We start from the raw sequence: 21,313 nt of genomic DNA, 5'->3' as shown, positions 1-21,313 counted from the left end.
GGTAGCGACGCTAGGCCCGAAGGCTTAGCAAAGCTAGGCGCACGTTACTTCGCCGGACAATCTTCAGTCGTCGTCTGCGACGTCAGCTTCCCATCGACAACACTGACGACGCTAGCCTCGATGCTCCGCTGCCCCACACTGGCATCGCAACTATCGATATAGACATCGGGCAGCGTCTGGATCACCTCGGGCGCGTCGCCGAGCTTGACCGCACTGAGCCCGATCGCCATCGTCCCCATATTGTAAAAGCTCCCCTCGCCCACGAGCTCATCGATCCCGTCCCCATCGAGATCAACCGCCACCACGGGCCGTGAAAACGCCGCATCCTCTGGCAATGCCCAATCGGCCACCTGTTCGTCGCCAGCAAACACAACGAGACGCTGATCGAGCTTCGGGAAGGGATCGGCCGCAGCCGGCGATCCATTGCTCACGAGATATCCGATCTCGTCCGCCCCAGCCTTGGTAAAAGCCCCCTTCACCTCACCAAGCACCTCAACACCGCCACCGATCTTTTCGGCGATCGGGCTCCACTGCGCTGTATCCGCAATATCGAGGGCATTGCCGTCATTATAATCGATCACAACCTGGTCCTGTGCCAAGGCTGGCCCGGTCAACAGACCTGCCGCTACAATGATCGTCGTCGCACGAAACACCATTTTGCTACTCCCTATCTTTCGCTCAGCTTTGAGGACCCGCGCGGCAAAACCAAGGCTAGCCCGGAAAACTAGTGGCGAGCACGATCAGCCAGCTCACAACGGCGCCAATCCATAAAATGAGAAGATAGGTCAGTCGCCGCGGCCAATCCCCGACGCCCCGCTGCTTGAGCGCATAGCCAACGGGACCCGCCACGAGAAAGCTAAACGGCCAGATCAGCCCCACCGCGATCAGCACCGGCCAGACCCAGGGCCCGTTCCAGTCATCAAGCGGCGGATAAAACATCGAGACTACCGGAAACGCGACGCCATAAAGCGCCATGCCAAGCATGCCGAGGCTTGCAAAACCGCCGATCAAAAACAGCACGAAGGCCAGCACGGACCATTTGATCGCGCCGATATAGCCAAGAACAGACCTGAGCATGGGCAGCTCCTCCGTGCTGCCCTAATGCCAGACCGCACCCACTGGTTGCCGCCAAACCCGTTTGCCATCAGACGAAAAACCGATCCACCAGAGCCAAAGCGCCATCGATATCTTCATCGCTGACATCGAGATGCGTCACCCAACGCTGTTGTCCATAGCGCCCGGTAATGCCGACGCCATTCTCGCCAAGATAATGGCTGAGCCGATCGCCCAGTTCGGGCTCGGCCTCCACCCAGAGAATATTGGTATCCGGCATCGTCAACTTCAGCGCCTTATGCCCTGCCAGCCCCTCGGCCAGCCGCTTTGCCCGGCGATGGTCTTCGGCCAAGCGCACCACATTGTTCTCGATCGCATAGAGCCCCGCCGCCGCCAGCATCCCTGCCTGCCGCATACCGCCGCCCAGCATTTTCCGATGCCGCCGTGCCGTGTCGATCAGATCTTTGCGCCCAACGAGGACCGATCCAACCGGCGCCCCCAACCCTTTGGAAAGGCAGATGGAAACCGTATCGAACGGCGCCGAAAACTCGGCGATCCCCAAGCCCAATTTCGTCACGGCATTGAACGCCCGCGCGCCATCGAGATGCAGCCCCAACCCGTGCTTGCGCGCAATGCCAGCGACTTCGTTCATATAATCGACGGGAAGCACACGGCCCCCAAAGGTGTTCTCGAGTGCAATGACGCGCGTAACAGCAAAATGGCTATCGCCCGGCGCCTTGATCGCTGCCTCGATTTCCTTCGGGTTCATCGTGCCGTCGGCCCGATGCGCAATCGGCTGCGGCTGGATCGAGCCGAGCACGGCAGCGCCGCCCGCCTCATATTTGTAGAGATGGGCATTCTGTCCAGCGATAAACTCCTCGCCACGCCCACAATGGCTCATCAGGGCGAGAAGATTGGACATCGTCCCCGAAGGCACGAAAATTGCGGCCTCCTTGGTCAAGAGACCTGCCATTTTCTGCTCGAGCAGATTGACCGTCGGATCATCGCCAAAAACGTCGTCGCCCACTTCGGCCGCAGCCATGGCGGCGCGCATGCCCTGGCTTGGCCTTGTCACTGTGTCGGAGCGAAAATCGTGGCGAATGCTATTCATGGGAGCCTCCAGTCGGACGCTCCCCTTGTGCCAAGGCGGGAGAGATTTGGCTAGGCGGCGACGTGGTCGCCGGCTTCGCCGTCATTGGCCGCGGTCAATTCGATCATCGGCTTCTGCGCCACGACCAGGATGCCCGTAATCGGCGCTCCCCGGTCCATCCGCAAGACCGCGGTCTCAAACCGCAGGATATCGAGGCCCGCCACCACCAGCGCATCGCGCGTCGCGGCAACGCCATGGGCATAGCGCAGGCTTGGGCGGAGGAAGAGCGCTTCTTCCCCATCATGCGCCTCAAGCGAAAAGGCCACGAGCCCGCCGGGCTTCAGCGCCGGCACCAAGGCCGCCAATACAGGCTGCAGCGCACCGCAGTAGATGAAAACATCCGCCGCGGTCATCAGGTCAGCCTCGGCGCGCCGCGTATTCAGCGCGGCCACCAGCTCTGCCTTCTGCAGGCTGTCATAGATCCCCTTGCGCGCAGTTTCGGCAATCATCGCTGCAGAAATGTCGACGCCTTCGAGGAAATCGACCTTCTGCCGCAGCCGCTCGCCCATCAGGCCCGTGCCGCAGCCAAGGTCCACCGCCTTGGCAAAACGGGCGATCCCCAGACGCCCCATTTCCTCGACCACCATAGCGTCGATAATTTCCGGCACCCGGTAGCCCAGCTTGCCGACCAGCGCATCTTCGAACTGCGGCGCATATTGGTCGAACAGCGCTTCGACATAGCTCGTCGCGGTGCCTTCACCCGCCGCGCCCGCGTCATGAGCCGCGAGCTTCAGCCGCGCGCCGAAGACACCTTCGTCATCGAGCGCTTCGAGCCGACGCCAGGCAGAAATCGCGCCCGAGACATCGCCGGTTTTCTCGCTATAGGTCCCAAGCAGGTCCCAGCCGGCCGCCCATTCCGGCGCCAGCTCCAGCGCCTGCCCCATCAGTTCGGCCGCTGCGGCGTAGTCGCCACCTTCGGCCAGCATGCGGGCATAGTCCGCCCGTCGGTCGGCAATGACATCGCCGGAGGAGTAAAACGCCTTGGTCAAGACGAGGAACTTTCGAGAAAACCGCCAACCTTGCGCGGCGCGCGGGGTGTGCCGGAAAAGCCGGGTCTTGGCAAGATAAATGCGCGCAACATCGTCGTGATTGCGTGCGTCGAGGCTTTCTATCGGCACGGCTCTAGGCTACAACACGCCCAGTTTGGGGAGCCCTCCTCAACCTCTCCAGGCCCGCCAGCCTCCCTGACGTCCTGGATTGCTCCGCTGAAACCGGAGCGTTGCGGCATTGATATCGATTGCAGCCTGGCAGAAATTCAATTCTGCTGGGCCATACTTGTTGGAAAAACCACATATTGTCGCAAGGTTTGTTTCACGCTAGGGTGAACGGATCGAATATTGCGGCCGACTGATTTAACGACGCGAATGCCATTCGCTAATGCTGACGTCACTTTCCGAACATTCGATATCGTCTAGATCCCGGTCGGGTGCATCGATTGGGGTCATATTGCAGCGACTGCACGAGGGAACGCGCATCATGGCAACGGGCACCGTTAAGTGGTTTAATGGCCAAAAAGGGTTTGGCTTCATCCAGCCGGATGAAGGTGGAGCGGACGTTTTCGTCCACATTTCCGCCGTCCAGCGTTCAGGCCTGAATGGCCTGGATGAAGGCCAGAAGATCACCTACGAAATCGTCAAGGACAAGCGGACGGGCAAGTCTGCCGCCGACAATCTAGTGGCCAGCTAAGCCAAGGTTCGTCCAATCGATGGAGCGCGTCCGCATGCGGGCGCGCTTTTGTTTTGGGTTGATGGAAGCCTATTGCCCGTCGGGCGCCACGCGGATCAGCCTGCCGTTTTCAGCGTCGGTCAGCAGATAAATCGCGCCATCTCCCGCCACACGCACATCACGGATGCGCCCGAGTTGTCCTTCGAACAGCCGCTCTTCGCCCACCACGGCATTGCCATCCATATCGAGCCGCACCAATACCTGCCCGCTTAAGCCGCCAAGTAGTAAGTCACCCTCCCAATCAGCCAAAAGCGTGCCTTCATAGAAGTCGAGGCCCGACGGGGAAATGGATGGATCCCAATAGTGGATCGGCTGCTCCAGCCCCTCCTTCTCGGTTCCCTCGCCGATGGACAGGCCCGAATAGTCGACACCATAGGTGATGATCGGCCAGCCGAAATTGTCGCCCGCCGTGGGCATGTTGACCTCATCCCCGCCGCGCGCCCCGTGCTCCACGGTAAAGAGTGCACCGTCCGATGGCCTGATCGTCGCGCCCTGCGGATTACGATGACCGATGCTCCAGAATTCTGGCGCCCAGCCCTCCGTCTTTGGATTGTCCGCCGGCACCGACCCATCGGGCCCGATACGCACCACGCCACCCGCGAGATCCTCAGCATCCTGCGCCCGGTCCATCGTTCCGCGGTCGCCAAGCGTAACGAAGAGTTTGCCGTCCTGCCCGATGGCGATGCGCGAACCGAAATGCCGCGTCGAATTGTCAAAGTTGTTCATGCGGAAGATCACCGACTGATCTTCCAACCGCGCCGCGCCATCCTCCAGAACAAGATTCGCCGCCAACACAGCCGTCCCCGTTCCCCGCTGCAAACCCGCTGATTCTGCAGGCTCTGAGAAGGTCATGAACAGCCTGCCGCTCGTCTCGAAGTCAGGTGCCAGAACCACATCGAGTAAGCCGCCCTGCCCGCGCGCCACGACCTCGGGCACCCCATCGACGGTGATCCGCTCACCGGCATCGTCGAGGACCAGCAATTGCCCGCTTCGCTCGGTCACGAGAAACCGCCCATCAGGCAGGAAGGCCAATCCCCACGGATGCTCCAGGCCATCGGCCACCACCGTCGCGGTAAGCGATCCGGCGCTACTGTCCACAGTCTGCCCCTGTGCGTTCGATGCGACCGAAAGCATCAGGGAGAGGGTAACAAGCGGCAGAACTGGCAGGGAATGTCGCATGAGGCATAGCCTTTCTGGTGTTTTGCGGAATGTGCCCTTGAACAGTGGCATAAAGCGAATATCTCACTACACACACTGGCTTGACCGCAACGCGTCGCGCGGGCAAGTTGGCCTCATCTCCCTCAAAACTTATCGTGAAGCTTTGGCCGAACGGCGTTTGGCGGGAGACATCATGCAGGGTCGCGATCGCACTGGTCGGACCCAACCTACAACCTGATCAAGGCGCGCGGTGGCGTTTCCATGTGGAACCGTCAGGGCGCGCCGGATTCATTTGCCTGAAGCCCATTGGAGGCGAGACGATATGGATAAGGTCCCGATGACCGTCCAGGGACACAAGGCCCTGACTGCAGAGTTCGAGCACCGCACCAGCAACGAGCGCCGTCGCATCATCGACGCCATCGCTGAAGCCCGCGCTCACGGGGACCTTTCTGAAAACGCCGAATATTCGGCGGCCAAGGAACAGCAGAGCCTCAACGAGGGCCGCATCAAGGAGCTTGAAACGCTCCTCGCGCTCGCCGACATCATCGATGTGAGCAAGCTTTCGGGCTCGTCCGTCAAGTTCGGCGCGACCGTGACCTATGTCGATGAGGACACCGAAGAGGAAAAGACCTATCAGGTCGTGGGTGACCCGGAAGCCGATGCCTCGGCCGGCCGCATCTCCATTTCCTCGCCCATCGCCCGCGCCATGATCGGCAAATCCGAGGGCGATTCGTTCGAGGTTGCGGCGCCGGGCGGCTCGCGCAGCTATGAGATCGTCAAGATCAAGTACGTCTGACGCGGTTTTTGCGGGTTGAGGCCCAATATACTGTGTCTTTCCAGCACTTTCACGGGCCCCGAACGGGGCCCGTCGTCATAGTGCCTTGAAACCGAACCTCATCGGCTCTTAATTAGGCCCTGAGGGAGTTTTCCTTTTTTATTTGAGAGGCGTCGCGATGCACGCGAAAGTCATCATCATTGGCTCCGGTCCTGCCGGCTATACCGCCGCGATTTATGCTGCGCGCGCCATGCTCGAGCCGGTGATGATTCAGGGCCTTCAACCGGGCGGCCAGCTCACCATCACTACCGATGTCGAAAACTATCCCGGCTTCGCCGACGTCATCCAGGGCCCCTGGCTCATGGACCAGATGAAAGCGCAGGCTGAGCATGTCGGCACCAAGATGGTCAACGACATCATCACCCATGTCGATTTCGACCGCCGCCCCTTCGTCCTCACGGGCGATAGCGGCGATACCTACACCGCCGATAGCATCATCATCTCGACCGGCGCCCAGGCCAAGTGGCTCGGCCTGCCATCCGAGCAGAAGTTCCAGGGCTTTGGCGTCTCCGCCTGCGCCACCTGCGATGGCTTCTTCTATCGCGGCAAGCAGGTGCTCGTCGTCGGCGGCGGCAATACGGCTGTCGAAGAAGCCCTCTTCCTCACCAACTTCGCCGAGAAGGTGATCATGGTGCATCGTCGCGGCGAATTCCGCGCCGAGCGCATCCTCCAGGAACGCCTCTTCAAGAACCCCAAGATCGAAGTGCGCTGGCATCATGAGATCGCCGAGGTCAATGGCACGCCTATGCCGCCATCGGTCAATGCGGTCACCCTCAAGGATAACGCCACCGGCCGCATCTATGAGCAGCCCATCGACGGTGTCTTCGTCGCCATTGGCCACGCGCCCGCCACCGCAATTTTTGCCGGCAAGCTCGACATGAAGCCGGGCGGCTACCTGCAGGTCAAACCCGGCAGCACCGAAACCAATATTCCGGGCGTCTTTGCCGCGGGCGACGTGACCGACGATGTCTATCGTCAGGCCGTCACTGCCGCAGGCATGGGCTGCATGGCCGCGCTCGATGCGGAACGCTTCCTTGCTGAACACGAACTTGCCGAAGCGGCTGAGTAGGCTGCGTCAGTATGTTCTGTGAAAAAGACACGACCGTCATAATGAATGCCCGACTTTTGGCTAAGCCGGGTCTGCTGCAGCTCACCGGCTGACCGTTAACGAGAAAGCGTCATGAAAATGCTCGATTGGGACAAGCTTCGGATTTTCCACACGGCCGCCGAGTCGGGCAGTTTCACCCATGCCGCTGAAAAGCTCGGCATGAGCCAGTCGGCCGTCAGCCGGCAGATTTCAGCGCTCGAGGACGATCTCGGCCTCAAACTCTTCATTCGCCACGCGCGCGGACTGGTGCTCACCGAAGTCGGCGAGCAGCTCTTCCGCACCGCCCACCGCATGCACTGGGAATTGCAGCAGGTGGAAACGCAGATGTCCGAAAGCCAGGACGAGCCCACCGGCCCCCTGATCGTCACCACGACAGTCGGCATCGGCTCCACCTGGCTCTCCTCGCGGCTCGATGAGTTCTTGAAACTTTATCCGCTGATCCAACTCGAAATCCGCCTCAACGATTCCGAACTCGATCTCGCCATGCGCGAGGCCGACGTGGCCATCCGCCTCCACCGCCCCAATCAGTCGGAAATGATCCAGCGCAAGCTGTTCACGGTCCACAATTACTTCTACGCCAGCAATTCATACATCGACGAACACGGCATGCCGCGCTCGCTGGACGATCTCGACAATCACCGCATCATCAGCTTCGGCGAGCCTGTCCCGTCTTATCTCGGCGACATCAACTTCCTCGAGCGCATGGGCCGCTCGGAATCGAGCCCGCGCCGCGCCTCCCTCAAGGTCAATGCCATCTACGGAATGATGCAAGCCTGCCGCGCCGGCATCGGCCTCGCCATGCTCCCGGCCTATGTGACCGAGAAGGAAGACGGCCTCGTCCAGGTGCTTCCCGAAGTCGAACTCCCGGCCTACGAAGCCTATTTCGTCTACCCACCCGCCCTCAAAAACTCCAAGCGCGTCGGCGTCTTCCGCGACTTTTTGGTCTCGAAGGCGAGAGAGTGGAGCTTCTAATCGTCCCAAACGGCAAATCGCCTCAATGGAGCGATTTGAGATCAAAAGGGCATGATGGCTACTGGATCGGCGGTTATGACAACAGGCACTTTACCCCCTGACCGTCACCCCGGCGTAGGCCGGGGACCTCCGGCACCCGTCGCGAGCTCATCTCGGAAAACGGATCCAGAGCCCGTCGCGCTAAAATGGTGACCCAGCAATGCGCCACAATCTCGCCCTGACGATCGCCCTCTGCACCCTCGCCACCCCTGCCCTCGCCGCGCCCTTCTATACCGTCCCCTCGTCCTCGATGATGCCGACCCTCGGCGAGGGCGATACCTTCCTTGCCGTCCCCTACGCGGCCGATAAGCAGCGCGGCGATATCATCGTCTTCTCCATGGGCACCGAAGTGCATGTCAGCCGCATCATCGGCGTTCCCGGCGACATGGTCACCATCATCGGCGGTATCGTCTTTATTAACCGGACGCCTTTGGCGCAGACCCAACTCGTCACGCCCATCGAAGCCGGCTGCCCAGACCTCACCCCTCCCTCGGAGAAATGCGCCTTTTATCGCGAAGCGCTCGCCGAAGGTTCCAGCCACGTCATCATCAGCACGGCGACCGACTCCCATTTCGACAACACGCAAGCTCAAACGGTCGGCGAGGGTCAATACTTCGTCCTCAGCGACAACCGAGACAACGCCGTCGATAGCCGCTTCTTCGGCCCCGTCAACGAAAGCGCCATTCTTGGCATTGTTCACAACCTGACTTTCAGCCCTCGGCCCGGCTCGTGGACCGACCGCCTCGAAGGCTTTCCAGACGCAAAATGAACCCACCCCGCATCACCACGATCGCCCTCGATGCCGACGACACGCTCTGGCAAAACGAGCAGTTCATCCGCCTCACCGAACAGCGCTTCATCGATCTTCTCAAGGACTATACCGATGCGCCAAATCTGAGTGAGCGCCTTCTCGCCTCAAGCGCCAAGAACCTGCAATTCTACGGCTTCGGCATGAAGGGTTTTACGCTTTCCATGATCGAGACCGCGCTCGAAGTCACAGAACATCGCGTGCCGGCCACCGTCATTGCCGAACTCCTCGCCGCAGGGCGTGAATTGCTCACCTACCCCATCGAAACGTTGCCCTATGTCGATGCCGCACTGGCAAACCTGCAAGAAAGATACCGCCTGATCCTCGTAACCAAGGGCGATCTCTTCGATCAGGAGCGTAAGCTCGCCGCCTCTGGCCTCGCTGACTTTTTCTCCGCCATCGAAATCGTCGCCAATAAGGATGCGAAGACCTATGCCCGCATTTTCGATTCCCATACCGATGGCGCCTCCCACACGGTGATGGTCGGCAATTCGCTCCGCTCCGATATTCTTCCCGCTCTCGAAGCTGGCGCTTTCGCCGTCTACGTTCCGCATGACCTGACTTGGTCCTATGAACACGCCGAAGAGCCGGCAAATGAAACGCGCTACGCCCGCATCCCGCACCTGGGCGAGTTGCACGCCGCCATCGCCGCCTTCGAGCAAATGCGCTAGGTTTGGCGCCGCCACGCCAAGCGGAGTTCAATCATGCTGCGTCTTGTTCTCACCGCCATGGGACTGTTGCTGACCAGTGCAGCAGCCATGGCCGCATCGCCCACCCCCGCTGACTTCGGCGACGCCTTTTGCCGCGCGAGCCTTGATGGCGATATGTCGCCGATCGAAGACGCATTGTCTCCGGCCCTGTCCGTCATCGTCGTCGACGCCTGGGCCGAGAGCGATGCACTGCAAGCAGCGGCGCCCGACGAAAAACCGCCTCTCGGCGATGGCCTCCCCTGGCGCAGTTGGCAGGACTATGCCGATGGTTGCGATGTCGGTGCAATCGAGAGCAATGCAGATACTGCAAAGGTCGAGATCAGCTACAGCTTCACCAGCGATTCCGCCGCCAACTATTCCGACCGTCTCAATCTCATAAAAACCGACAAAGGCTGGGTTCTGGACGATATCGAATACGACACCGGTGACGCGCTGCGCACTTCGTTGGCAGCATCCTTCGTCGATCAGCCCATAAATTAGGCTGCGTCAGCACGCCGCAGATTGAGCCTTTGTCGTTGATTCAACTCGGAAATTCGGCGAGACATGCGCATATCGCATGCCTGACATGTCAGTACCCTGGTTGGCGAATGGGCAAGGCGCTCATATATCGAGCACATCACAGCGCGGATGTTTCTCCTCCTCCCTTGCAACGCGCTGCGTTCCCTCCTTCGGGCTTCGGCCCGACCCTCTAAGGCTTCGCTCTCCCCTCGGGCGAAGCCTTTTTCTTTCCCCCCCTTCTGATTTGATAACGTGGCGCTTGTGCTTTTGCCGAATGCACGCGTTTGCAATTTTTTCAGCAGCCTTGCAAAAATGCATGGCTGACATGTCAGTGGCCGTATTGCCGACTAAGTCAGTAGAGTACATATAGGTCGTGTCGCTGAGACGCGCTCCGAACTCCTCCTCCCTCGGATCCCGTATCGCGACACCGAGCTAAGGGTCTTTTCCTCCTCCCTAGACCCAAGGCTCACGGCAGATGGCATATCCTCCTCCCTTGCCTCTGCCCCACTTTCGATTTGGCTTCGGCCCAGTCATCAGGCTCCAACTTCGGTTGGAGCCTCTTTTTTTGCCCAAACGCATTTGGACAGGCCAGCCACCGCGCTGGCGGTACAGCTACGTCACCGGTCTCATCTCAAACTCAATTGTCACCCCGGCGAAAGCCGGGGCCCATCCTGAGATGCCACCCAGCAAGAACACTCTCCGTACAATCCGGGGCCACCCCCCCCCCTTGTCCTTTCCGGCACTAAACTCTCCCACCCATCGAACTTCCCTCGGGCTTGCCCCGAGGGTCCACGCGGGAGCCACGAACATCAGTGCCTAGCGGAGTGCCCCTCGGGTCAAGCCTGAGGGAAGCACGGTGAGCGGAGTGCGCCGGAGGCGGAAACACCCGCTCAAGGAGCTGGCGGCCTTTCCCCGCCCCTCACCCTCCAATCGCCCCCTCACACCACTTCCATACAAGCTGCTCAAATTTTGGACAGAATGTCGCTGTGCCTATTGCATAGCTGACATGTTGGAACCCGCATTGCTGACCAAACGGTCAAAATCTATATTCGGTCTTGTCGATGCGACGCCGCTCCTTATCCTCCTCCCAAGGACCCGCGACGCCCGACACCGGGTTGTAACCGTATCCTCCTCCCTCGGTTATGGCCCACCGGCTTGGTGCAAATCCTCCTCCCTTGCATCGGGCCAACACTTACGATTTGGCTTCGGCCCTATCATTGGGCTCCAACTTCGGTTGGAGCCCCTTTTTTTCGCTGCAGCGATTCTGCATGGCAGCCCTTCTCATTGAGCGTTTGTCGTTAAACCGACAAAGTCAGATAGTCCGTCTTGAAGGTGGTGTACGTGGTGTACCACCCCTCCAAGGTCAGCGGCTCTGCCGAAGACCCCTGGCCCCACCCATCCCCTCGGGTGGGGCCTCTTTATTTCTCCCCTCCCTCGATACAATTTGCTCAGCGCACCCGGCAAAACATGCCGTCTGGCCAATTCGTCTATTTCTACATCGTTGATTTCAAACGTAAATTAAACGGCACAAGGTTTGCTTAACCATTGGTAGCAAGGAGAACGCTGCCATGGTCGCCATCACCAATTCCTATTACACCGCCTATTCGACCGCGACATCGTCGGGCAGCGCCTCCGCCGCAACGACGGCAACCGCCAGCGCCAAAACACAGACGACGACCACGGCAACCGCCACATCATCCTCTGCCACCTCCATCACGCTGTCAGACGCGGCAAAAGCAGCCCTCTCCGAGCGCTCCTTCGCCGCAGTCCTCGCCGATGCGCGCACCAAGCTGACCGAATTGCTCGAAGCCGCCGGCCGTAAATCGCCGCTCCAAAACGGCGAATTGGCGCTGGATATGTCGAGCCTTGATTCTCGCGAGCTTTATGCGATGGCGAGCGACAAGAGTTTTGCCGCCGACCAAAACGACGCCGCCAAGCTCGAAATGCAGCGTCGCATGGAAGCGGCCCTCGCAGGCCCGCTGTCCATTGCGAAGGTCACCGGCAATTACACCGGCCTCTACAATGCCGCAGCGACCTTCCTCGACGCTCTTGGCCCCGAGGAAAAAGCCAGTGCCGATTGGCAGGCCTCGCGCGCTGCGGTTACCGAAGGCCTCAAGCAACTCCAGATCGATTCCAAGACCTTGCCTGAAGCTGGCGAGAATGATCCCGTCGCGACCTATATCAAGCTTCTCGAAACCCGCGGCGCGCTCGACCAGTCCATGGCGAGCCTTGCAACTAACGCCCGCACCACCATCGACAAGCGCTATGCCGATGCCACCGCCGCCGGCAAAATCCCGACCTTCAAACCGAACGGCACGGGCGCCTTTATCGATCTGTCGGATCTATCGAGCCGCACGCTCTCGTCCATCGTCCTCGACAAGGAAAGCCAGTTCTCGTCCCAAGAAGTTGCGGCCGCAAAGTCCGAACTGCGCACCAAATCGAGCGCCGTGCTCATGGCCGGCCTCAAATCTGCGTCCAAATCCTCAGACCCCACCGCGTTCAGCCAGAATGTCATCTCGGCATTCTCCTCGCTCAGCGCCGAGGAACGCCAGGCCGCCGGCTGGTCCGACAAGCTCTATGAGGCGGCCGTCGCCAACTATTCTTCATCCAACAAGCTCATGGAAATGTTCAACCAGTTGGGCGCCAGCAGCGGCAGTGCCAGCAAGTCCACGCCAGGCTTCAGCCTCGCGGGTCTCCTCGGCTAAACCCCGAGACGTTTGAGCGTCACGATTGGGCTGAAACCCACAAGCTCGATCGTGCGCACCTCGGCAGCCTGTTGTGTCGGCCACATCGTATGCGCCAGTTCAAGCGCCGCATCCCCATGCCCCGCCGTCTGCAGCGTCACATGCGGCACCCAGGCGTCGGGTCGATAGTGCGGCGCAATGGCAGCATCACCCACCAAAGTCGCCGCCTTGGCCTGTAGCTCGCGCAATCCGGCACCATCGACGCCGAGCCACACGACATCGGTGTCTACAAACCGCCCCGGCGGCCCAAGCGTCAAATTGAGCCGCGCATCTTGCGCCAGATCCGGCAAGGCGCGATCAAGCTGCCCCGCCATCCCCTCATCCTCGACCACGATCAGCGTCAGATGCGGCGGGTAGTGCAGATCGAGCATGCTCGAACTGATCCCCAGTTCCGCCATCCGATGCCAGATTTCCCGCACCGAGGCGGTGGCAACCGGATCGAACAGCAGCGTTACGGCAACCGCCACGCTCAGGAAATTCCCGCGCAGAACTGCTGGATGCGCTTGATCGCCTCTTCCAGCTCCGCATTGCTCGCCGCATAGCTCAGTCGGAAATGCCCCGGCAGGCCAAACGCCGTGCCATGCACCAGCGCCACCCCGGTTTCCTCGAGCAGCGCCATCACGAAATCCTCGTCAGTCTCAAGCTTGGCCCCACCGGCCGTAGTCCTGCCCAAGAGCCGCTTGCACGACGGGAACACGTAGAATGCGCCCTCGGGCGTCAGGCAGTCGAGCCCGGTATTGGCATTGAGCCCCTTGACCACCAGGTCGCGACGCTCCTGGAACACCCGTCGCCAATCCGCCAAAAAGTCCTGCGGCCCGTCGAGCGCCGCCACCGCCGCCCATTGCGAGATCGAGGTCGGGTTCGACGTCGATTGTCCCTGCAACTTCGTCATCGCCGCCAACAGCGGCCGCGGCCCGGTGCAATAGCCGATGCGCCAGCCAGTCATGGCATGCGACTTCGACACGCCATTCATCGTCAGCGTCCGCTCCTGCAGTTTTGGCTCCACCTGAGCCAGCGTTGCAAAGCTGCCGCCATCGTAGACCAGCACTTCGTAGATATCGTCGGTGAGAATGTACACCTGCGGATGCCGCAGCAGCACATCCGCCAGCCCGCGCAACTCCGCGGCCGAATAAGCCGCGCCTGTGGGATTCGACGGCGTATTCAGGATCAGCCACTTGGTCTGCAGCGTAATCGCCGCCTCCAGCGCTTCCGGCGACAGCTTGAAGCCCGTCGAAGCATCAGCCATGGCGAACACCGGCTCTGCCCCGCAAAGCCGCGTAATCTCGGGATAGCTCACCCAATAGGGCACGGGAAGGACCACCTCATCACCCGGATTCAGCGTCGCCATCAGCGCGTTGAAAATGATCTGCTTGCCGCCCGAGGATACGAAGCAATCCGCCGCCGTCACGTCGAGCCCATTGTCGCGCTTGAACTTGCGCGCCACTGCTTCCTTCAGTTCGATAATGCCATCGACATTGGTGTAGCGCGTCTTGCCCTCGTCCATGGCCTTCTTGGCCGCGTCGCGCACATGCTCTGGCGTGTCGAAATCCGGCTCTCCTGCGGAAAGCGCGATGATGTCCCGCCCTTCTTGCGCCAACACGCGTGCTTTCTGGGTGATTGCCATGGTCGCCGATGTGGCGACGCGTCCCAGTGCGTCGGAAAGAAAAGCCATGTCTGCCTCCGGTCAATGCCGGCATGAATAAGCAAAGCCATCGCGTCCGGCAACTGCCCACCGCACGCGAAATCGCTGCCGCATTTCGGACAGAAAATGGTCAAGCCATCATGGCGACCCGTCACACTCGAACCCTATTTGCGTGGTTAGCTGAGGCATCTTAACTGATGAGACGCCTATCCCATGCAAACTACTCCGTCTCGCGGTCGTAAGAGCCTCAAGATCAAGGTCGCAATCGCATCAGGTTTTGCTGTTGCCCTCGGCCTCTCCGGCGCCCTCCTCGCCGGTGTTACGCCCGCCTTGGCGGCCGATCTTGCGGCTCAACCCGATGCGCAGGTTGCCGTCTTCATGGTCCCGCTGACCATTCTGGTTTTGACCATGATGTTCGAGGTCAGCCGTTATGTCTGGCGCAACCGCATTCCTGCTTCCGTGCCGCCCCGTCGGCGCGTCACCAATTGGTCAGCGCCCAAACAACGCTGATCAGTGCCTGCCGCGAGTTGCCCTCTGCGCGGCTTTTCTTCAAAGTCCTCAGGCCGGCTCAGCCGGCCTTTTTTTTGCGTGAACGGTCGCGTTAATAGACGCGGATCGAGGAGAGATTGCGCACGAGATACTGGTCCATAACCGGCTGGCTCTCGATGATCCGCTCGCAATAGGACTGGAAGCCACGATCCCGGCAGGCCGCAACCGACACGTCACCGGTGATCTCGACCGAGCTAAACCGGTTATCCTGGCCGTAAAGCTTAAGATCGGTAAAAACCTGCCCCGGCCCCGCACACAGCGAGGCGCCCGAGAAATTCCGCCCTTCATAAAAGCAGACGCTCCCCGGTCCACCGGCAGGGTAATTGGGCTGAATCGAAAACAGCGGGCCTTCCGGCGTCTTGCCGAAACCGACAGCCTGACGGCTCGTCCAGCCGCGCTCCGGGCCGCTATCGACGAGGCACCAGTTCACCTGGCAGCGCAGCACGCGGATAGCGGTATTTTCAGCAATGCTGCCGGCTGGGCCATAGGCCGCGCCAGGACCATTGGAGAGGGAAAGGTCGACCAGCGCCCAGCCATGCGATCCGGTATCGGAAAAAGCGGAGGCAGGCGTAAAGCTCGCCAGACCCATCAACACAGCCAGTCCTAACCCAAGCAGTCGCTTCATCGATTCTGTCCACCAATACTGTTTGGCCGGACACTAGCCTATTCGCCTGTGCCCAGCCAATTCCGAATAGAAAAACGGCGCCCTGTGTTTAGGGCGCCGTTGGTTAATTTAGCGGATGCGGATCGAAGCGACGTAATCGTCATAGTCGTTGAGGCTCGATGCGCTCGTCGTATAGGTCCGGCAATTGCGATAGTTCGGCTCCGAGCAGACCTGAACCGAATAGCCGCCTTCGTTCTGGATCGAGGAGATACGGTCGGTCCATTCACGCAGGTCACGGATGTTGTCGCCCGGTGCGAGGCAGAAGCTTGGGCCGCGATAGCGCGAGCCATCGTAGAAGCAGACGTCATCGCTGACCGGCTGCGGGCGCGGCGGCTGCACAACGGGCGGCGTCACCGGAGGACGCGGCGGCTGCTGGTTGCCGACACCGATATTGACGTTCGGGCCATTGGGGCCAAGGTTGAAGCCGAAGGAAATGCCCGGCTGCTGTGGATTCACGGCGCCGCCATCAGCGCTGAGATAGCTGGCGGAAATCCAGCCATCCGGACCCGGCTTGGCGATATAGCACCAGGAGCCCTGGCACTGCTGCACATCGACAGCCTGGCCGCGGCGCACGGTGTCGACCACGGCGTAATTGGTGCCCGGACCGGACCGCACATTGACATTGCTCGTCACGGTACCTGGGGCAGCCTGCGCGGCAGGCAGGAAAACGACAAGTGCTGTTGCACCCACTGCAACGGCAGTGGTCACATTGAGCAGCATTTTGCGGGTGTGGCGGTTCATGGTGAGTAGTCCCTGTGTGCCGCGTCCCGGGTGACGCAGTGCCCCGGTGCGGAATTGTTATGAGCTAGAAACGGAGTGGCCTGAAAAAGAGTTCCGGAGCCGAAATCGGAATCCGAATGCTAGTAAACCTCTAGCGAGCGGACGCGACGGTCGAGCCCAGAGGGCAATCGCGAGGAATCCGAGCGCAGCGTCACGCAGCGTCCATAAAGGTCGCTGTCAGTGCAGAGATCGACCTCCGCATCGCCGAAAACTTCGACCGAGCGGATACGCTGATCCCAGCCGCGCGGCAGGCGCGGATACTCTTCGCCCACATCGACGCAGAACGAGTCGCCGCGGAAATTGCGCTGCGCGTAAAAGCAAGCGCCGGCATCTTCATACTCAGGCGGCGGCACCGGCTGTGGCCGGGGCGGCTGCGGAACAGGCTGCGGACGTGGCGGCTGCGGCTGATAGCCCCCAAAAGCCAAGGCGCCCTCTTCCACCCAGCCGATGAATGGCCCACTTGGTCCATTGCCGTTTACCTGGCACCAGCCGCGTCCAAAGCAGTTGGCGTCCACCGTCAGGCCGCTATTCATATAGTAGCCCGTCGCGCCATATTGCCAGCCCGGTCCGCTATAGACTTCCACGGTCGTTGTCGCGAATGCAGGTTCGGCCTGAGCGCTGGAAACGCTGGCAAAAAGACCGAGCGCAGCAGCGGCAGCGAGAAGAATGGCTTTCATGGTGTGGCTCTCCACGAGCAAGGCGATGTCGTGCTGCCTTTTTGGCGCGGCGTGGCTGAACGCAGTCTGAATGCAGAATTCAGGCGGGCGGGATTGGGCGCTTTTGCCCGTTGTCGTCGAGCGACACATAAACAAACCGACCCTCGGTGACCTTCTTGCGGTCATCGAGCCTGTTGCGCCGTACCCAGGCTTCGAGCGCTATGGTGATCGACGTATTCCCGATCCGCTCTATGCTCGTATAGACGCAGAGCACGTCGCCGACCTTCACGGGCGCGATGAAGGTCATCGCCTCGACCGCCACGGTCACGACGCGCCCTTTGACCCGCTCGACCGCCGCAATAGCGCCAGCGATGTCCATCTGGCTCATCACCCATCCGCCGAAAATATCGCCTGCCGCATTGGTGTCGGCCGGCATTGCCATAGTGCGAATGGTCAATTGGCCCAGCGGTTCGTTCATTGCGTCATCCATCATCGCGGTCCTTTCACCGGCCAGCGTCCCACGGCTTCTTCCCAATGCTTGCGACAGAGTGAGAGGTAGACCGATTTTTCGATCGAAACCTGATCGCCATCGGTCAGCACTCGCCCATCCATGCTTTGCCGCACCACCATAGTCGCCTTGGCGCCGCATGTGCAGATGGTGCGGATTTCCCGCATCACGTCGGCGACGGCAAGCAGCTCCATCGAGCCGGGAAAGAGTTTGCCCTGGAAATCGGTCCGCAGCCCAAAGCACATGACCGGAATGCGTAACCGGTCGGCAACGCGCGCCAATTGCCAGACTTGGTCGCGCTCGAGAAACTGTGCCTCATCGACGAAAACGCAATCGACCTTTGACTCTTCGTGCAAGTCCTTAATCGACTGGTAGAGGTCGTCTCCCGCCGAATAGAGTTCCGCCGGCTCGCTGATGCCGATGCGCGAGGAAATCAGCCCGACCCCGTCCTCGACATAAAGCGCCGAGGTAAAAAGCAGCGGCCGCATGCCGCGCTCGCGATAATTGTAGGCAGCCTGCAGCAGCAAGGTGGATTTGCCGGCATTCATCGCGGCATAGGAAAAATAGAGTTTGGCCATCGTCCGCCCCAAAAGCTGCGAACCACTCTGGCAATCCGCCGAGGCGCGTTCGAGCCCTTTTTGGCGCAGCCTGCAGGCCGGCGCGAGGACTATTCCCAATGGTCCACAAAAAAGGGCCGCCCGAAGGCGGCCAAAGCAACGATGCGGTGAGGTCGAGGACCTCGGGGGAACGCCCGCCGGGCTATGGGAAGGCGGGCGGCGCATCCGGCAATACATGGGATGCCTCCGGAGCATCTTCACCCTAAAGCCTCTGCGTGACATACCGATGAACCGCTTTCGGCGTTGCAAACCGTTCAGCCGCCATTCACCTCCGCGCCCGCAAACTCTGCCTCAGTTGCCGGAGAACATCATGCCCCGCTTGTCTGCCCTTTTGCCACTCGCCCTCGCCGCCTTCGTCGCCACCCCGGCCCTTGCCTCACCCAATGGCGTTTGGGAATTGGATAGCAAGGACACTCGCTTCAAGTTCGAACTCTGCGGCGATGGCAACCAGCTCTGCGGCCAGCTCGTCTGGCTCAGCGACGTCGACTACAACGAGCAGTATAAGCCCTATCTCAACAAGCCCATGGCCAACCGCCTGCGCCCGTCCGGCAGCAATGCCTGGAAGGGCAATCTCAAACTCTTCGGCTTCAACATGTCGGGCACCATCACCCAGCACAGCGAAGACCACATGACCCTCCAAGGCTGCGCCGTCCTCGTCGTCTGCAAGAGCTACGAGATGTATAGGGTTAGCCAGTAACTCAGTTCGTGGCCCGGACCTCAGGCAATTGCCGGCGCGCTAAAAGTGCTGGCACTGCCTCTACCAGAACAATTGCTGCAAACAGCAGCGCTGCCCCGGCATAGCCCACAGCCGGCAATCGATCGCCGAGCACCACTGCCCCACCCAGCGCGGCAAACAAACTTTCCGCCGAAAGAATGATCGCCGCATTGGCCGGCGGCACATATTGCTGCCCCACCGCCTGCAGGGTGAAACCCACAGCCGTCGACAGCACCGCAGCATAGGCGAGTTGCACCCAGACGCCCGAAATCTGCCCCAGCGTCGGCGCCTCGGTCGGCACGGCAATGGCCAGCGCCACGACACCCGCGACGAGAAAACTGATCGCCGAAACGAAGATCGGCAGCCCCGTCTCCTTGGCGATATGCCCCAGCGAGAGCACATGCATCGCCCAGAACACGGCGCTGAGCACGATCAGCCAGTCACCCTGGCTGAAGCTCGAAATCCCGCCGCCATTAAGGAAATAGATCCCCACCAGCGCCAGCGGCACCCCGACATAAACGATCGGATGCGGCCGCACCCGCAGAAACACCAGACCGATCAGCGGCACGAAGAACACGTAAAGCCCGGTCAGAAACCCGGCATTGGTCGCCGTTGTCGACGCCAGTCCAGCCTGCTGCAACCACGACCCCATGAAAAACGCAAAACACAGCACACCAATCAGCAGCCAGTTGTTCCGCGTCAGCGTCACCTTCCGCCGCTTCCACTCCCCCAGCGCTAACGGCAGCACCAATAGCCCGCCGAGGATATACCGCACCCCCGCAAAACTCAGCGGCCCCATCGTCCCCATGGCCGACTTCTGCGCCACAAAGGCAAAACCCCAAAACATGGTGCAAAGCAGCAAAAGCAAAGCTGCAAGTGGACGCGACATTTTTTGTAACTCGTTTTTTAGTTTAGGCCCGGAGCCCGTCACGAACTCGATTGTCACCCCGGCGAAAGCCGGGGCCTAACCCAAGATCTCAAAATGGATCCCGGCTTTCGCCGGGATGAAATCCGATGTTGTGAGAAATGAATCAGTCTCTACAATTCCGCATCTAGCGCCTCGATGAGACTCTGGATTTCCTCTTCGCTCGTGTAGTGCACGAACGACAATCGCAGCACCCCATGGTGCGGATCGATCCCCAGCGCCTCCATCAGCCGCCAGGCATAGAAATTCCCGCCCGAGGCCATCACGCCATGCTTGGCGAGGCGCTTCGCCACCTCGATCCCCGGCTCGCGATGCCGCAGCGCAACCGTCGGCGCCCGCAGCTCCGCATCATCTGGCCCCACCAGCGAAACATCGTTCCGCCCCTTGAGATAATCGAGCAGCGGCCGCGCCAGTTCGATCTCCTGCGCCCGCATCGCCTTGTGCGCCCGCCGGAATGGATTGCCCTCGCCCCCGGCAATCTCGGCAACCTGCTCGAGATAATCCGCGATACCCGCGCAAGCCGCGATCTGTGCATGATCCGGCCCGGCCGGCGTCAACCGATAGCGCGGCTTGGCATCGTTGAAAAAGTGCCCTTGATTCGGCAGCGCCATCGCCAGTGCCGGCCGCACCGCCATCACCCCCTGATGCGGCCCATAGGTCTTGTAGGCCGAGAACAAATAGATATCCGCGCCCAAGTCAGCCAGATCCGGCAGGCCATGCGGCGCATAGCTGACGCCATCGATCGCCACCACAGCCCCAACCGCATGCGCGCGCTTGGCGACTTCCCTCACCGGATTGATCTCGCCCACCACATTGGAACAATGCGGCGCCGCGACGAGCTTCACCTTCTCATCGAGCACGGCGTCGAGCGCGCCGAGCGCCAGCCGCCCGGTCCGCGGATCGACGCTCCACTCGCGCACCTCGATGCCCTTCTGCGCCAACCGCCGCCATGCGCCGGTATTGGCCTCGTGATCCTGATTGGTCACGACAACAGCATCACCCGGCTTTAGCCAGCCGCCAAAGGCATTGCCCAGCACATAGCTGTTCGCCGAGCTCGATGGCCCAAAGTGGATCCAGTCCGCCGTCACATTCAGCGCCGCCGCGATCCGCTCGTAGCTCAGGTTCATCGCCTCGCCCGCCTCGATCGAAGCGGGATAAACGCCATAGGGCTGCACCTTGGTCGCCCGATAAAAATGCTCCAGCCGATCGAGCACTACCTTGGCCGTATAGGACCCACCGGCATTCTCGAAAAACGCCTGCCCCTTTAGGCTCGGCTCGGCAAAAGCGGGAAAAAGCGCACGAATGCGGGCGGTGTCGAGTGGCAGCTGGGTCATGGTCAATCCATCAAAGGCTGATCGATTGGTAGTCGAGCCGCACTCAACCAGCAACGAAAAACCCCGGCCGTTGAGGGCCGGGGTCCGCGGACGCGATGGACTTCGGGGGCAAATCGCGCCGCT

The 21,313-nt window shown here is 60.8% G+C and carries 24 protein-coding genes; 10 read left to right on the top strand and 14 right to left on the bottom strand.

The genetic code is table 11. From position 1 onward, the window contains the following. Positions 1-44 precede the first annotated feature (44 nt). The 4 genes from DevBK_RS02645 to DevBK_RS02630 form a co-directional block, all read right to left on the bottom strand. A complete protein-coding gene (locus DevBK_RS02645) occupies positions 45-656 on the bottom strand; it encodes a hypothetical protein (protein ID WP_317184379.1) in 612 nt (203 codons plus the stop codon). A gap of 55 nt (positions 657-711) precedes the next feature. Further along, positions 712-1,077 carry a hypothetical protein gene (locus tag DevBK_RS02640; RefSeq protein WP_317184378.1) on the bottom strand — a complete coding sequence of 122 codons (366 nt, stop codon included), beginning with the start codon at positions 1,075-1,077 and terminating at the stop codon, positions 712-714. 67 nt (positions 1,078-1,144) lie between these two features. Beyond that, positions 1,145-2,164, bottom strand: coding sequence for a low-specificity L-threonine aldolase (gene ltaE, locus DevBK_RS02635; RefSeq protein ID WP_317184377.1), 1,020 nt, complete (start codon positions 2,162-2,164; stop codon positions 1,145-1,147). 50 nt (positions 2,165-2,214) lie between these two features. Beyond that, positions 2,215-3,192, bottom strand: a complete 978-nt coding sequence (locus tag DevBK_RS02630) for a methyltransferase (protein WP_317185580.1) — start codon at positions 3,190-3,192, stop codon at positions 2,215-2,217. A gap of 487 nt (positions 3,193-3,679) precedes the next feature. On the opposite strand from DevBK_RS02630, the gene DevBK_RS02625 reads away from it, so the two are divergent. After that, positions 3,680-3,889 (top strand): cold-shock protein, encoded by a 210-nt coding sequence (locus DevBK_RS02625; protein WP_061910660.1) that lies wholly within the window; start codon positions 3,680-3,682, stop codon positions 3,887-3,889. Between the two features lie 69 nt (positions 3,890-3,958). On the opposite strand, the gene DevBK_RS02620 is transcribed toward DevBK_RS02625, so the two are convergent. Next, positions 3,959-5,107 carry a PQQ-dependent sugar dehydrogenase gene (locus DevBK_RS02620; protein ID WP_317184376.1) on the bottom strand — a complete coding sequence of 383 codons (1,149 nt, stop codon included), beginning with the start codon at positions 5,105-5,107 and terminating at the stop codon, positions 3,959-3,961. Positions 5,108-5,408: 301 nt separating this feature from the next. Between DevBK_RS02620 and greA the strand changes: the two genes are divergently transcribed. From greA to DevBK_RS02585, 7 genes are all read left to right on the top strand, one after another. Further along, on the top strand, positions 5,409-5,882 hold the full coding sequence (gene greA, locus DevBK_RS02615) for a transcription elongation factor GreA (protein ID WP_061910657.1): 474 nt from the start codon (positions 5,409-5,411) through the stop codon (positions 5,880-5,882). Positions 5,883-6,039: 157 nt separating this feature from the next. Beyond that, on the top strand, positions 6,040-6,990 hold the full coding sequence (gene trxB / locus DevBK_RS02610) for a thioredoxin-disulfide reductase (protein WP_317184375.1): 951 nt from the start codon (positions 6,040-6,042) through the stop codon (positions 6,988-6,990). Positions 6,991-7,101: 111 nt separating this feature from the next. Next, positions 7,102-8,001, top strand: a complete 900-nt coding sequence (locus tag DevBK_RS02605; RefSeq protein ID WP_061910653.1) for a LysR family transcriptional regulator — start codon at positions 7,102-7,104, stop codon at positions 7,999-8,001. Positions 8,002-8,200: 199 nt separating this feature from the next. Next, a complete protein-coding gene (lepB, locus tag DevBK_RS02600) occupies positions 8,201-8,809 on the top strand; it encodes a signal peptidase I (protein WP_317184374.1) in 609 nt (202 codons plus the stop codon). After that, positions 8,806-9,519 carry an HAD family hydrolase gene (locus DevBK_RS02595; protein ID WP_317184373.1) on the top strand — a complete coding sequence of 238 codons (714 nt, stop codon included), beginning with the start codon at positions 8,806-8,808 and terminating at the stop codon, positions 9,517-9,519. Before lepB ends, DevBK_RS02595 begins: the two co-directional genes overlap by 4 nt. Positions 9,520-9,552: 33 nt before the next feature. Continuing rightward, complete coding sequence (locus tag DevBK_RS02590) at positions 9,553-10,038, top strand: hypothetical protein (RefSeq protein ID WP_317184372.1); 486 nt, start codon at positions 9,553-9,555, stop codon at positions 10,036-10,038. 1,586 nt (positions 10,039-11,624) lie between these two features. After that, entirely contained in the window at positions 11,625-12,761 is a 1,137-nt protein-coding gene (locus DevBK_RS02585) for a hypothetical protein (protein WP_317184371.1), read from the top strand. Here the strand turns inward: DevBK_RS02585 and DevBK_RS02580 are convergent. After that, a complete protein-coding gene (locus DevBK_RS02580; RefSeq protein WP_317184370.1) occupies positions 12,758-13,267 on the bottom strand; it encodes a 2'-5' RNA ligase family protein in 510 nt (169 codons plus the stop codon). The two genes, DevBK_RS02585 and DevBK_RS02580, sit on opposite strands and share 4 nt — an antisense overlap. A 2-nt stretch (positions 13,268-13,269) precedes the next feature. Beyond that, positions 13,270-14,472: a pyridoxal phosphate-dependent aminotransferase gene (locus tag DevBK_RS02575; RefSeq protein WP_317184369.1), complete on the bottom strand. Its 1,203-nt coding sequence runs from the start codon at positions 14,470-14,472 to the stop codon at positions 13,270-13,272. A gap of 183 nt (positions 14,473-14,655) precedes the next feature. Here DevBK_RS02575 and DevBK_RS02570 point away from each other — a divergent pair, with 183 nt between their 5' ends. After that, complete coding sequence (locus DevBK_RS02570) at positions 14,656-14,952, top strand: hypothetical protein (protein WP_062631663.1); 297 nt, start codon at positions 14,656-14,658, stop codon at positions 14,950-14,952. 91 nt (positions 14,953-15,043) lie between these two features. Here DevBK_RS02570 and DevBK_RS02565 read toward each other — a convergent pair whose 3' ends face one another. The 5 genes from DevBK_RS02565 to DevBK_RS02545 all read right to left on the bottom strand — a co-directional run bounded on the left by DevBK_RS02565 (position 15,044) and on the right by DevBK_RS02545 (position 18,177). Continuing rightward, positions 15,044-15,616 (bottom strand): SH3 domain-containing protein, encoded by a 573-nt coding sequence (locus DevBK_RS02565; protein ID WP_317184368.1) that lies wholly within the window; start codon positions 15,614-15,616, stop codon positions 15,044-15,046. Positions 15,617-15,724: 108 nt separating this feature from the next. Further along, complete coding sequence (locus tag DevBK_RS02560; RefSeq protein WP_061910634.1) at positions 15,725-16,396, bottom strand: SH3 domain-containing protein; 672 nt, start codon at positions 16,394-16,396, stop codon at positions 15,725-15,727. Positions 16,397-16,515: 119 nt separating this feature from the next. Next, complete coding sequence (locus tag DevBK_RS02555; RefSeq protein ID WP_317184367.1) at positions 16,516-17,112, bottom strand: peptidase inhibitor family I36 protein; 597 nt, start codon at positions 17,110-17,112, stop codon at positions 16,516-16,518. 79 nt (positions 17,113-17,191) lie between these two features. Further along, positions 17,192-17,569, bottom strand: coding sequence for an acyl-CoA thioesterase (locus DevBK_RS02550; protein WP_244484205.1), 378 nt, complete (start codon positions 17,567-17,569; stop codon positions 17,192-17,194). Positions 17,570-17,580: 11 nt separating this feature from the next. Next, positions 17,581-18,177: a thymidine kinase gene (locus DevBK_RS02545; RefSeq protein WP_061910631.1), complete on the bottom strand. Its 597-nt coding sequence runs from the start codon at positions 18,175-18,177 to the stop codon at positions 17,581-17,583. 349 nt (positions 18,178-18,526) lie between these two features. On the opposite strand from DevBK_RS02545, the gene DevBK_RS02540 reads away from it, so the two are divergent. Beyond that, positions 18,527-18,913 carry a DUF2147 domain-containing protein gene (locus DevBK_RS02540; protein WP_061910629.1) on the top strand — a complete coding sequence of 129 codons (387 nt, stop codon included), beginning with the start codon at positions 18,527-18,529 and terminating at the stop codon, positions 18,911-18,913. Between the two features lies 1 nt (position 18,914). Here DevBK_RS02540 and DevBK_RS02535 read toward each other — a convergent pair whose 3' ends face one another. Both DevBK_RS02535 and DevBK_RS02530 read right to left on the bottom strand, forming a co-directional pair. Continuing rightward, positions 18,915-19,820 carry a DMT family transporter gene (locus DevBK_RS02535; protein WP_317184366.1) on the bottom strand — a complete coding sequence of 302 codons (906 nt, stop codon included), beginning with the start codon at positions 19,818-19,820 and terminating at the stop codon, positions 18,915-18,917. Between the two features lie 149 nt (positions 19,821-19,969). Then, positions 19,970-21,190: an aminotransferase class V-fold PLP-dependent enzyme gene (locus tag DevBK_RS02530; RefSeq protein WP_317184365.1), complete on the bottom strand. Its 1,221-nt coding sequence runs from the start codon at positions 21,188-21,190 to the stop codon at positions 19,970-19,972. Positions 21,191-21,313 lie beyond the last annotated feature (123 nt).

It is taken from the genome of Devosia sp. BK, assembly GCF_032907385.1.
GTDB lineage: Bacteria > Pseudomonadota > Alphaproteobacteria > Rhizobiales > Devosiaceae > Devosia.
The sequence above is the reverse complement of the archived record's forward strand: the minus strand, read 5'-3'. Positions and strand labels throughout refer to the sequence as shown.

Coding starts and splice junctions, on each gene's coding strand:
- DevBK_RS02640 (WP_317184378.1), bottom strand. CDS start 1,077: ATGCTCAGGTCTGTTCTTGGCTATATCGGCGCGATCAAATGGTCCGTG.
- DevBK_RS02595 (WP_317184373.1), top strand. CDS start 8,806: ATGAACCCACCCCGCATCACCACGATCGCCCTCGATGCCGACGACACG.
- DevBK_RS02560 (WP_061910634.1), bottom strand. CDS start 16,396: ATGAACCGCCACACCCGCAAAATGCTGCTCAATGTGACCACTGCCGTT.
- trxB (WP_317184375.1), top strand. CDS start 6,040: ATGCACGCGAAAGTCATCATCATTGGCTCCGGTCCTGCCGGCTATACC.
- DevBK_RS02585 (WP_317184371.1), top strand. CDS start 11,625: ATGGTCGCCATCACCAATTCCTATTACACCGCCTATTCGACCGCGACA.
- DevBK_RS02545 (WP_061910631.1), bottom strand. CDS start 18,177: ATGGCCAAACTCTATTTTTCCTATGCCGCGATGAATGCCGGCAAATCC.
- DevBK_RS02645 (WP_317184379.1), bottom strand. CDS start 656: ATGGTGTTTCGTGCGACGACGATCATTGTAGCGGCAGGTCTGTTGACC.
- DevBK_RS02625 (WP_061910660.1), top strand. CDS start 3,680: ATGGCAACGGGCACCGTTAAGTGGTTTAATGGCCAAAAAGGGTTTGGC.
- DevBK_RS02570 (WP_062631663.1), top strand. CDS start 14,656: ATGCAAACTACTCCGTCTCGCGGTCGTAAGAGCCTCAAGATCAAGGTC.
- DevBK_RS02575 (WP_317184369.1), bottom strand. CDS start 14,472: ATGGCTTTTCTTTCCGACGCACTGGGACGCGTCGCCACATCGGCGACC.
- DevBK_RS02620 (WP_317184376.1), bottom strand. CDS start 5,107: ATGCGACATTCCCTGCCAGTTCTGCCGCTTGTTACCCTCTCCCTGATG.
- DevBK_RS02565 (WP_317184368.1), bottom strand. CDS start 15,616: ATGAAGCGACTGCTTGGGTTAGGACTGGCTGTGTTGATGGGTCTGGCG.
- DevBK_RS02555 (WP_317184367.1), bottom strand. CDS start 17,112: ATGAAAGCCATTCTTCTCGCTGCCGCTGCTGCGCTCGGTCTTTTTGCC.
- ltaE (WP_317184377.1), bottom strand. CDS start 2,164: ATGAATAGCATTCGCCACGATTTTCGCTCCGACACAGTGACAAGGCCA.
- lepB (WP_317184374.1), top strand. CDS start 8,201: ATGCGCCACAATCTCGCCCTGACGATCGCCCTCTGCACCCTCGCCACC.
- DevBK_RS02530 (WP_317184365.1), bottom strand. CDS start 21,190: ATGACCCAGCTGCCACTCGACACCGCCCGCATTCGTGCGCTTTTTCCC.
- DevBK_RS02590 (WP_317184372.1), top strand. CDS start 9,553: ATGCTGCGTCTTGTTCTCACCGCCATGGGACTGTTGCTGACCAGTGCA.
- greA (WP_061910657.1), top strand. CDS start 5,409: ATGGATAAGGTCCCGATGACCGTCCAGGGACACAAGGCCCTGACTGCA.
- DevBK_RS02605 (WP_061910653.1), top strand. CDS start 7,102: ATGAAAATGCTCGATTGGGACAAGCTTCGGATTTTCCACACGGCCGCC.
- DevBK_RS02550 (WP_244484205.1), bottom strand. CDS start 17,569: ATGAACGAACCGCTGGGCCAATTGACCATTCGCACTATGGCAATGCCG.
- DevBK_RS02540 (WP_061910629.1), top strand. CDS start 18,527: ATGCCCCGCTTGTCTGCCCTTTTGCCACTCGCCCTCGCCGCCTTCGTC.
- DevBK_RS02535 (WP_317184366.1), bottom strand. CDS start 19,820: ATGTCGCGTCCACTTGCAGCTTTGCTTTTGCTGCTTTGCACCATGTTT.